The organism is Pseudomonas sp. BF-RE-25, from assembly GCF_019956105.1.
Classification (GTDB): domain Bacteria; phylum Pseudomonadota; class Gammaproteobacteria; order Pseudomonadales; family Pseudomonadaceae; genus Aquipseudomonas; species Aquipseudomonas migulae.
On sequence record NZ_JAHBDB010000004.1, the window covers coordinates 115,021 to 126,766 of the forward strand.

Genomic DNA, 11,746 nt, shown 5'->3' on the forward strand with positions numbered 1-11,746 from the left:
CGGTTATCGATCACCCGGCTCTAAGGCTGAAAATGCGACTGGCTTTCCCTGTTTTGTTGTTCACTGCCGTGACCCTGCTGCTGGGCGCCGCTGGTGTGAACGCCGCACCGCAACACGCGCTGACCGTCTACGGCGAACCGCCCAAGTACCCGGCCGGCTTCAGTCATTTTGCCTACACCAATCCGCAAGCGCCCAAGGGCGGTACGATGCGTCGCTCGGCGATCGAGATCGGGCATTTCGACCATGTCCTGCCTTATATAGACAAAGGCATCGGCGTGACGCAGATCGACGGCTTGATCTATTCGCCGCTGGCCCAGCGCTCGCAGGACGAGCCTTACACCGTGTACGGTCTGGTGGCGCAGAAGATGGAGCGTTCGGATGACGGGTTATCGCTGCGTTTCTACCTCAACCCCAAGGCTCGCTTCGCCGACGGCAAGCCGATCACCGCCGAAGACGTGCGCTACACCTTCGACCTGCTGATGACCCAGGGCAGCCTGCGTTATCGCACCCAGTTCGCCGACGTCAAAGGCGTCGAGGTGGAATCCCCGCTGACGGTGCGTTTCGACTTCAAAAGCAACGAAAATCGTACCCTGCCCCTCGACATCGCAACCTTGCCGGTGTTTCCCGAGCACTGGTGGAAAACCCGCGACTTTGCCAGCGGTGGTGGTTACGAGCCGCCACTGGGCAGCGGCCCGTACAGGGTGGGCAAGGTCGACTCCGGCCGCAGCATCACCTTCGAACGCAATCCGGACTGGTGGGGCAAGGACTTGCCGGTCAGCCGTGGGCTGTACAACTTCGATCACTTCAGCATCGAGTACTTCGGTGATACCGATGTGGCGCGTCAGGTGCTGCGCGGTGGCGCCTACGACTACAACCGCGAATTTTCCGCCACCGCTTACTCCATCGGTTACGAAAGCCCGGCCCTCAGCGACGGTCGCCTGCAAAAGGCGCACCTGGCCAGAGAAGCGCCGCAATCGGCCCAGGGCTTTGTGTTCAATCTGCAGAACCCGATGTTCCAAGACCGCCGCGTCCGCCAGGCACTGGTGATGCTGTGGGATTTCGAATGGAGCAACCGGCAGATGATGCGCGATATGTATATCCGCCAGCAGAGTTTCTTCTCCAACTCCGCCCTCGCCGCCCGCAGCCTGCCGGATGCCGCCGAACTGGCGATTCTCGAACCGCTGCGCGGACAGATCCCCGACGAGGTGTTCACCAAAGTCTTCGAAGCGCCGAAAACCGACGGCAGTGGCGTGATCCGTGACAAACAACTGCAAGCACTGGATTTGCTCGAACAGGCCGGCTGGAAACCCGGTGGCGATCAATTGGTGAATGCCGAGGGCCAGCCGCTGAGCTTTACCTTCCTGGTCAGTCAGAACGGGATGGACCGTTTGCTGTTGCCTTACAAGCGCACGCTGAAGCAGATCGGCATCGACCTGAACATCCGCCGCATCGACTCCTCCCAATACGTCAATCGCCTGATGTCCCGGGATTACGACATGATCGTCACCGGCTACCCGGTCACCACGTCGCCGGGCAACGAGTTGAATAACTATTTTGGTTCGGCAGCGGCCAACGATCCGGGCTCCAACAACTACATGGTGCTGAAGAACCCGGCGGTCGATACGCTGGTCAACGGTCTGGTCCGCGCCACCACCCAGGCCGACATGTTGCGCTACGCCCATGCCCTCGACCGGGTACTGCAATGGAACTATTACTGGATTCCCAACTACTACCCGCCGGGCAGCTCGACCGTGTGGTGGAACCGTTTCGGCATTCCCAGCGTGCAAGCAGCCAATGACGAAGCCATCGAGAGTTGGTGGGAAGTGAGCACCACGCCGCTGACCAACCAACAGATGACCGCCGAACTGATCAAGCGCGGCAAACCCGGAGGGCCGCACTGATGTGGGCTTATATTCTGCGGCGCCTGCTGCTGATCATTCCGACCCTGGTGATCATTCTGCTGGTCAACTTCGTCATCGTTCAGGCCGCGCCAGGCGGCCCGGTTGAACAAGCGATCGCGCACCTGCAAGGCATTGGCGGAGCCAGCATCGGCGGCGGTTCCGGCGAGGTCATGAGCGGCAGTTCGCGAGCCAGTCGCGGCCTCGACCCGCAACTGATCAAGGAAATCGAAAAGCAATACGGCTTCGACAAACCGGCCCATGAACGCCTGTGGTTGATGCTCACCAGTTACGCGCGACTGGACTTCGGCAAAAGCTTTTTCCGCGGCGCCACGGTCACCGACCTGATCCTCGAAAAAATGCCGGTGACCATTTCCCTCGGGCTCTGGGCCACGCTGATCACCTATCTGGTGTCGATCCCGCTGGGCATCCGCAAAGCCGTGCACCACGGCAGCCAGTTCGATATCTGGAGCAGCACCGCGATCATCATTGGCTACGCGATGCCGGCGTTCCTGTTTGCGATGTTCCTGATCGTGGTGTTCGCCGGCGGCACGTCGCTGAACTGGTTTCCGGTGCGCGGCCTGGTCTCGGACAATTTCGACTCGCTGTCCACCGTGGGCAAGATCGCCGACTATTTCTGGCACCTGGTATTGCCGGTCACGGCGCTGGTCATCGGTGGATTTGCCACATTGACCATCCTGACCAAAAACTCCTTCCTCAATGAAATCACCCGTCAGTACGTGGTCACGGCGCGCGCCAAAGGCATGAGCGAACGTCGCGTGCTGTACGGCCACGTGTTCCGCAACGCCATGCTGCTGGTGGTGTCGGGCATACCTCAGGCGTTCATCAGCGTATTTTTCGCCGGCTCGTTGCTGATCGAGGTGATCTTCTCCCTCGATGGCCTGGGCCGCATGAGTTACGAAGCTGCGGTGTCGCGGGACTATCCCGTGGTGTTCGGTTCGCTGTTCATCTTCACGCTGTTCGGCCTCCTGATAAAACTGGTCGGCGACCTGTGCTACACGCTGGTCGATCCGCGTATCGACTTCGCCGCGAGGAATGCCTGATGTTCAAGCTTTCGCCGTTGGCGCGCCGCCGTTTCGACCGATTCAAGAAAAACCGCCGTGGCTGGTGGTCGCTGTGGCTATTTGTCGGCCTGTTTTTGCTGACCCTCGGTGGCGAGCTGATCGCCAACGACAAACCGCTGGTGGTCAGTTATCAGGGCTCGTTGTACTTCCCGGCGTTCAAGCGCTACACCGAGCAGGCGTTCGGCGGGCAACTGCCGTTCCAGGCGGATTACCGCAGTGACTATGTACAGAAGCTGATCAAAAAGGACGGCGGCTGGCTACTGTTTCCGCCGATCCCGTTCAGCGACGACACGCCCAACTACGACCTGAACAAACCGGCACCGAGTCCACCGTCGAATGTGAATTGGCTGGGCACCGACGACCAGGCTCGCGACGTGCTGGCGCGGGTGATTTTCGGCGCGCGAGTATCGATTCTGTTTGCACTGATGCTGACCTTTGTCAGCGCACTGATCGGCATCGCCGCCGGCGCGCTGCAAGGCTATTACGGCGGCTGGGTCGACCTGATCGGCCAGCGTTTGCAGGAGGTCTGGTCGGGTCTGCCGGTGCTGTACCTGCTGATCATTCTGTCGGGGTTTGTCGAGCCGAATTTCTGGTGGTTGCTGGGGATCATGGCGTTGTTTTCCTGGCTGGCACTGGTGGACGTGGTGCGTGCCGAGTTCCTGCGCGGACGCAACCTCGAATACGTCAAGGCTGCGCGGGCACTGGGCCTGACCGACCGCAAAGTCATCGTGCGGCACATCCTGCCCAACGCGATGAACGCGACGCTGAGCTACCTGCCGTTCATTTTGACCGGGGCCATTTCGACGCTCACCGCGCTGGACTTCCTCGGCTTCGGCATGCCGGCCGGCAGTGCCTCGCTGGGCGAGTTGATCGGTCAGGGCAAGCAGAATCTGCAAGCGCCGTGGCTGGGGCTGACCGCGTTTTTCACCCTGGCGCTGATCCTGTCTTTACTGGTGTTTATCGGCGAGGCGTTGCGAGATGCCTTTGACCCTCGATCCTGACGCGGACTGTTGATATGAGTAACAACCTGATCGAAATCCGTGACCTCTGCGTGGCCTTCAGCGGCCAGACCGTGGTGCGCAACCTGTGTCTGGACATCCGCCCCGGTGAATGCCTGGCGCTGGTGGGTGAGTCGGGTTCCGGCAAATCGGTGACCGCGCACTCGATCCTGCAACTGCTGCCCGAGACCGGCACCGAAACCAGCGGCAGCATCCGCTATCGCGGCAAGGAGTTGCTCGGCGCTTCGTCCAGGGTTTTGCGAGAGTTGCGGGGCAACCGCATCGCCATGATCTTCCAGGAACCGATGACCTCGCTCAATCCGCTGCACAGCATTGAAAAGCAGATCGGCGAAACCCTGCTGCTGCACAAGGGCCTGACCGGCAAAGCCGCGCAGGCGCGGATTCTGGAGCTGCTGCACCTCGTGGGCATCCAGAAGCCCAAAGAGCGGCTCAAGGCGTATCCGCATCAACTGTCCGGCGGCCAGCGGCAACGGGTGATGATCGCCATGGCGCTGGCCTGCGAGCCGGAGTTGCTGATCGCCGACGAGCCCACTACTGCGCTCGACGTCACGGTGCAGCGCAAGATCCTGATCCTGCTCAAGTCCCTGCAACAGCGGCTCGGCATGTCATTGCTGCTGATCAGCCATGACCTCAATCTGGTGCGCAGCATCGCTCAGCGTGTGTGCGTGATGAAGGCCGGGGAAATCGTCGAACAGGCGCCGTGCGAAACGCTGTTCACCGAGCCGAAACATCCCTACAGCTGCGTACTGCTGAACGCCGAACCGGAAGGCCAGGCGCTGCCCCGTGACGAGCGCGAGAACGTTCTGGAAGTGGACAATCTTTGCGTGCGCTTCCCTCTCGGTGGCGGGCTGTTTCAGCGCAAAACGTACTTGCATGCCGTGGACGGCATCAGCCTGAATGTCCAGCGCGGCAAGACATTGGGCATTGTGGGTGAGTCCGGTTCGGGCAAGTCGACACTGGGTCAGGCGATCCTGCGCCTGCTCGACTCCGAAGGCAGCATTCGCTTTCAGGGCGAGGCGCTGGACGGCCTGACGCAAAAGCAACTGCGGCCATGGCGCAAGAAAATGCAGGTGGTGTTCCAGGACCCTTTCGGCAGCCTCAGCCCACGGATGTCCGTGGCACAAATCATCAGTGAAGGCCTGGAAGTGCACAGCCAGTTGACGGCGGACGAATGCAAGGCCGAAGTGATCCGGGCCCTGCAGGAAGTCGGCCTCGACCCGCAAAGCCGGCATCGCTACCCCCACGAATTCTCTGGCGGCCAGCGCCAACGCATCGCCATCGCCAGGGCGCTGGTGCTGAAACCGGCGCTGATCCTGCTGGACGAACCGACCTCGGCGCTGGACCGCACCGTGCAGAAACAAGTGGTCGCGCTGCTGCGCCAGCTTCAGGAAAAACATGGCCTGACGTACCTGTTCATCAGCCACGACCTGGCGGTGGTGCGCGCCCTCGCCCACGACATGATTGTGATCAAGGACGGCAAAGTGGTGGAAAGCGGCGCCAGCCACGACGTGTTTGATTCACCGCAGCATCCGTACACCAAAGAGCTGTTGGCGGCGGCGCATCTGCAACAGGCATAAAATCGCGTCGCCCCTATCGCGAGCGGGCTCACTCCCACAGTTGACCGCGTTCCAATGTGGGAGCGAGCCCGCTCGCGATGGCGTCAGCCCAAGCAAATCAAAACCAGGATCTGCACTATGAACACCACCGAAAGCCTCAAGGATTACCAGCGCGTTCGTCTGTTGGCGATCCGTTCGCTGTTCGAGATCATCGAGCAGTCCAGCGAAGGCACGGTGATTGTCGATCGCGACGCGAACATCGTCTGGATGAACGAACGTTATGCCCGACGCTTCGGTCTGGAATCGGCGGAAGTGGCCATCGGCAAGGCCTGCGAAAGTGTGATCCCCGGCAGCCTGCTGCGGGAAGTGGTGCGCACCGGCCGACCGATTCTGCTCGACATGCAGGACACTCCCAAAGAACCATTGGTGGTGATGCGCCTGCCGATCCATGACGACGCCGGCGTGGTGATCGGCGCCATCGGTTTTGCGTTGTTCGATGAGTTGCGCAGCCTGTCGCCGATGCTCAAACGCTACATGAGCATGCAGGAAGAGCTGGCCTCCACCCGCTCGCTGCTGCGGGCGCGGCAGACCAAGTACAACTTCGCGCATTTTATCGGCACCAGCGCGGCCAGCCTCGAAGTCAAACGCCGCGCCCGACGCAGCGCCAGTGCTGACTCTCCGGTTTTGCTGCTCGGCGAAACCGGCACCGGCAAAGAGCTGCTGGCGCAGGCGATTCATGGCGCATCACCCCGTGCGCACAAGGCTTTCGTCAGCATCAACAGCGCAGCGATTCCAGAGGCGCTGCTTGAGGCCGAGTTCTTCGGCACTGCCCCCGGCGCGTTTACCGGCGCCGATCGCAAGGGCCGCGTCGGCAAGTTGCAGATTGCTCAGGGCGGCACGTTGTTTCTCGATGAAATCGGCGACATGCCGCTGCCGCTGCAAAGCAAGCTGCTGCGGGTATTGCAGGAAAAGGAATTCGAACCGGTCGGGTCCAACGAAGTGATTCAGAGCGATGTGCGGGTGATCGCCGCGACCTCCACCGACCTTGAAGCGGCGATCAAACGCGGCGAGTTTCGCGCCGACTTGTATTACCGCCTCAATGTGCTGCCGATCCAGGTGCCGCCGCTGCGTGATCGTCTCGATGATTTGCCGGCGCTCAGTGAAGCCATCCTTGAGGAGTTGCGCAGTCAGCACGAGCTGAACCACGAGGCGCTGGAGTTGCTGGCCCGACACGCCTGGCCGGGGAACATTCGCGAGTTGCGCAACGTGCTGGAACGGGCGGCATTGCTCAGTGACGATCTGATGCTGAATGCGACCGATATCCGCGCGGCGATTGGTACGTTTACGCCGGTGGAGCGTGTGGCACCTTTGAAGGTTGAGTCGGTGGCACACGAGACGTTCAGTGAGGCGCGTGAACGGTTTGACCGGCAGTTGATTGAATCAGCCCTCGCGCAATGCGGGGGGAAGGTGATTGAGGCGGCGGCGCGGCTGGGGCTTGGGCGGTCGACGTTGTACAAGAAGATGGTGGCGTTGGGGATTGCTGAGTCTCAATAAGGAGACATGCATCTCCATTGTTAGATACTCCCTCGGAGCGCTGCGCGCTCATCGCCGGCAAGCCGGCTCCTACAGGGTGCGTGTTGTGAATACGATCTCCTGTAGGAGCCGGCTTGCCGGCGATGAGGCCCTCAACATCACAAAAAATCTCAAAACAGAGACAAACACTCTCATCTATCTCTAAAAAACCAACAAATATCCTTATATTTCAATATGTTGCCACCTTGGCACAAATCTCGCTAAAGCCCTCCCTCACAACGTTTCACCCCACAAAAATAACAATCCAGGAGACACACCATGAGTGTGATCATTGCCTTGGCAGCCCTCGCGCTGCTGATGCTCGCGGCCTACCGTGGCTACAGCGTTATCCTTTTTGCCCCGATTGCCGCCCTCGGCGCCGTTCTGCTCACCGACCCTTCCGCCGTCGCCCCTGCTTTCACCGGGGTGTTCATGGAGAAAATGGTCGGCTTCATCAAACTGTATTTCCCGGTGTTCCTGCTTGGCGCGGTGTTCGGCAAGTTGATCGAGTTGTCGGGTTTTTCGCGTTCCATCGTTGCGGCGGCGATTCGCCTGCTCGGCACCCGTCAGGCGATGCTGGTGATCGTGCTGGTTTGCGCCCTGCTCACTTACGGCGGCGTGTCGCTGTTTGTGGTGGTGTTTGCGGTCTACCCGTTCGCGGCCGAGATGTTCCGCCAGAGCAATATTCCCAAGCGCCTGATCCCGGCGACCATCGCCCTCGGCGCCTTTTCGTTCACCATGGACGCCCTGCCCGGCACTCCGCAAATCCAGAACATCATCCCCAGCACCTTCTTCAACACCACCGCGTGGGCGGCGCCGTGGCTGGGTTTGATCGGCGCAATCTTCGTGGTCTGCGCCGGCATGGCGTTTCTGCAGCGCCAGCGTAACAAGGCTCAGATTTCGGGTGAAGGCTACGGCACCGACCTGCGCAACGAGCCGGAAACCGCTGCCGACATCAAACTTCCCAATCCGTGGATCGCGCTGTCGCCGCTGCTGGCCGTCGGCATCATGAACCTGTTGTTTACCCAGTGGATTCCCCAGTGGTACGGCAAGACCCACAGCCTCGCGCTGCCGGGCATGGCCGCACCGGTAACCACCGATGTCGCCAAACTCACGGCGATCTGGGCAGTTCAGGCTGCCTTGCTGGTCGGCATCATCATGGTGTTGGTGTTCGGCTTCCAGGCGATTCGCGGCAAGTTGGCTGAAGGCAGCAGAAGTGCAGTCAGCGGTTCATTGCTGGCAGCAATGAACACGGCGTCCGAATACGGTTTTGGCGCGGTGATCGCGTCCTTGCCAGGCTTTCTGGTGCTGGCCGACTGGCTCAAAAGCATTCCCAACCCGCTGGTCAACGAAGCGATCACCGTGACCCTGCTGGCCGGTATCACCGGCTCCGCATCAGGCGGCATGAGCATTGCGCTGGCGGCCATGGCCAATGACTTCATCGCTGCGGCCCATGCGGCCAACATTCCCCTGGAAGTGCTGCACCGCGTCGCCGCGATGGCCAGTGGCGGCATGGACACCCTGCCGCATAACGGCGCGGTCATCACCTTGCTGGCGGTGACCGGCCTGACCCACCGCGAAGCCTACAAAGACATTTTCTGTATTACGCTGATCAAGACCCTGGCGGTTTTTGTGGTGATCGGTACTTTCTACGCCACTGGCATTGTGTGAGGTATTCATGACGACTCTTTCAGGCAAGACCGCACTGGTCACCGGCTCCACCAGCGGCATCGGCCTGGGCATCGCCCTCAGCCTGGCCAAGGCTGGCGCCAACCTGATTCTCAATGGTTTCGGCGATGCCTCCACAGTGATTGCCGAGGTTGAACAGTTTGGCGGCAAGGTCGGTCATCACCCCGCCGATGTCAGCGATCCGACGCAGATTGCCGACATGATCGCCTACGCCGAGCGCGAGTTCGGCGGCGTGGACATTCTGGTCAACAACGCCGGCATTCAGCACGTGGCGTCGGTGGAAGATTTCCCCGTGGAGCGCTGGGATTCGATCATTGCGATCAACCTGTCGTCGGTGTTTCACAGCACCCGTTTGAGCCTGCCAGGCATGCGCGCCCAGGGTTGGGGGCGGGTTATCAATATCGCTTCGGTGCATGGCCAGGTCGGTTCGGTGGGCAAAGCGGCTTACGTCGCGGCCAAGCATGGGGTGATCGGTTTGACCAAGGTGGTCGGCCTGGAAACCGCCACGACCAACGTCACCTGCAACGCAATCTGCCCAGGCTGGGTGTTGACGCCGTTGGTGCAGAAGCAGATTGACGACCGCATCGCCAAAGGGGTTGATCCGCAGCAGGCGCAGCACGATTTGCTGGCCGAGAAGCAGCCGTCTCTGGAGTTCGTTACGCCGCCTCAGCTGGGTGAACTGGTGCTGTTTTTGTGCAGTGAGGCCGGTAGCCAAGTGCGGGGCGCGGCGTGGAATATAGATGGTGGATGGTTGGCGCAGTGATTGGGCGATAGACCGCGTTATCGTTCATCGCTGGCAAGCCAGCTCCCACAGGTTATCGGTGTTTTCATGATCGACGCATGACCTGTAGGAGCCGGCTTGCCGGCGATTGGATCTCGAAATAGAAAAAGAAGAGGCAAAAAATGTCCGACATCCTCTGGCAACCTGACGCCAAACGCATCGCCAAGACCCGCATGGATGCCTTCCGGCGCGCCATCAATCAGCGCCACCACCTCGACATTGCCGACTACGCCGCCCTGCACCAATGGTCCATCGATCAACGGGTCGATTTCTGGCAAGCCATCGTCGATTTCTTCGACATCCGTTTCCACACGCAACCGGACGCCGTGCTGATCGAAGGCGATCACATGCCCAGCGCCCAGTGGTTTCCCGGCGCCACCCTGAACTTTGCCGAACACTTGCTGCGCCGTCGTGACGATGCCGTCGCCGTGATTGCGATTGGCGAAAACGGCCAGCGCGAACAACTGACCTGGGCCGAACTGGCCGAGCATGTCGCCGGTTTTCAAAACAGCTTGATCGCCGTCGGCGTCGGCCTTGGCGACCGCGTCGCCGCGTGCATGCCGAACACCTGGCAAACCCTGGTCGCCATGCTCGCCACCACCAGCCTCGGGGCGATCTGGTCCTGTTCGTCGCCGGACTTCGGCACCCAGGGCGTCATCGACCGCTTCGGCCAGATAGAACCGAAAGTGCTGATCACCTGCGCCGGTTACCGTTATGCCGGCAAAGACATCGACCAAAGCGCCAAGGTCAACGAAATCCTTGAACGCCTGCCGTCGCTGCAACAGCTGATCGTGGTGCCTTACGCACGACCCCAGGCGCACATCAATGACTTCCGCACCCACGCGGGCGTGACGCTTTGGGATGCGTTCTACGAACCGGGCGGCGAGCCGGATTTCGTTGCCGTGCCTTTCGCCCATCCGCTGTACATCCTCTATTCCAGCGGCACCACCGGCGTGCCCAAATGCATCATCCACAGCACCGGTGGCGTGCTGTTGCAACACGTCAAGGAACACGGCCTGCATTGCGACCTCGGGCCCGGCGACCGCTTGTTTTACTACACCACTTGCGGCTGGATGATGTGGAACTGGCTGGTGTCGGCCCTGGCCGTCGGCAGCGCCGTGGTGCTGTACGACGGCTCGCCATTTCATCCCGGCCCGGAACGCTTGATCGACCTGATCGACGACGAGCGCATCAGCGTGTTCGGCACCAGTCCCAAGTACCTCGCGACCCTGGAAAGCAACGGCGTGAAGCCTCGGCAAAGCCATGATCTCGGCACGCTGAAAACCCTGTTGTGCACCGGCTCGGCGCTATCGCCACAAAGCTACGACTACGTCTACCGTGACCTCAAGGCCGACCTGTGCCTGGCGTCGATGTCCGGTGGCACCGACATCGTTTCTTGCTTCGTGAACGGCAATCCATTGCTGGCGGTGCGTCGCGGCGAAATCCAGGGCAAGAGCCTGGGGATGGCGGTCGAAGTCTGGAATGATGCCGGCCGCGCGGTCATTGGCGAAAAAGGTGAACTGGTCTGCACCCGACACTTTCCGGCCATGCCCGTCGGCCTGTGGAACGACCCGACCGGGGAAAAACTGCGCGCGTCTTATTTCAGCCTGTTCCCCGGCGTCTGGGCCCAGGGCGACTACGCCGAACAATTGGCTCACGGCGCGATGATGATTCACGGGCGCTCGGACGCGGTGCTCAACCCCGGCGGCGTGCGCATCGGCACGGCGGAGATTTACCGTCAGGTGGAGAAAGTCCCGCAAGTCACCGACAGCGTGGCCATCGGTCAGCAATGGCAAGACGACGTGCGGGTGGTGCTGTTCGTGCGGCTGGTCGAGGGGGTCGAACTGGACGAGGCGCTGCAACAGCAGATTCGCCAGGTCATCCGCGCCAACACCACGCCACGGCACGTACCGGCGAAGATTGTCGCGGTAACGGATATTCCGCGCACCATCAGCGGCAAAGTGGTCGAGTTGGCGGTAAGGAATGTGGTGCATGGCCAGCCGGTGAAAAACACCGATGCGCTGGCCAATCCCGAAGCGCTGGAGCAATTTCGGAATCGGCCGGAACTCAACACTTGAAACACACCCCGTTGTAGGAGCCGGCTTGCTGGCGATGGGGCCCTGACGGTTGATGCGAAGCTCCAGGC

At 61.0% G+C, this 11,746-nt stretch carries 8 protein-coding genes; all 8 read left to right on the plus strand.

Annotation, left to right across the window (positions count from 1 at the left end; all coding sequences use genetic code 11):
• The first annotated feature begins 32 nt into the window (after positions 1-32).
• Positions 33-1,901 carry an extracellular solute-binding protein gene (locus KGB24_RS02445; RefSeq protein ID WP_223416103.1) on the plus strand — a complete coding sequence of 623 codons (1,869 nt, stop codon included), beginning with the start codon at positions 33-35 and terminating at the stop codon, positions 1,899-1,901.
• A complete protein-coding gene (locus tag KGB24_RS02450) occupies positions 1,901-2,962 on the plus strand; it encodes a microcin C ABC transporter permease YejB (protein ID WP_223416104.1) in 1,062 nt (353 codons plus the stop codon). Before KGB24_RS02445 ends, KGB24_RS02450 begins: the two co-directional genes overlap by 1 nt.
• On the plus strand, positions 2,962-3,984 hold the full coding sequence (locus KGB24_RS02455) for an ABC transporter permease (protein WP_008037110.1): 1,023 nt from the start codon (positions 2,962-2,964) through the stop codon (positions 3,982-3,984). The genes KGB24_RS02450 and KGB24_RS02455 overlap by 1 nt, the downstream gene beginning before the upstream one ends.
• Before the next feature lie 14 nt (positions 3,985-3,998).
• Positions 3,999-5,579, plus strand: a complete 1,581-nt coding sequence (locus KGB24_RS02460; protein ID WP_223416105.1) for an ABC transporter ATP-binding protein — start codon at positions 3,999-4,001, stop codon at positions 5,577-5,579.
• A gap of 117 nt (positions 5,580-5,696) precedes the next feature.
• Entirely contained in the window at positions 5,697-7,112 is a 1,416-nt protein-coding gene (locus KGB24_RS02465) for a sigma-54 interaction domain-containing protein (protein ID WP_223416106.1), read from the plus strand.
• Positions 7,113-7,409: 297 nt separating this feature from the next.
• Entirely contained in the window at positions 7,410-8,801 is a 1,392-nt protein-coding gene (locus tag KGB24_RS02470; RefSeq protein WP_008037115.1) for a GntP family permease, read from the plus strand.
• Positions 8,802-8,808: 7 nt separating this feature from the next.
• Positions 8,809-9,582 carry a 3-hydroxybutyrate dehydrogenase gene (hbdH, locus tag KGB24_RS02475; RefSeq protein WP_223416107.1) on the plus strand — a complete coding sequence of 258 codons (774 nt, stop codon included), beginning with the start codon at positions 8,809-8,811 and terminating at the stop codon, positions 9,580-9,582.
• A gap of 140 nt (positions 9,583-9,722) precedes the next feature.
• Positions 9,723-11,678, plus strand: a complete 1,956-nt coding sequence (locus KGB24_RS02480) for an acetoacetate--CoA ligase (RefSeq protein ID WP_223416108.1) — start codon at positions 9,723-9,725, stop codon at positions 11,676-11,678.
• Positions 11,679-11,746 lie beyond the last annotated feature (68 nt).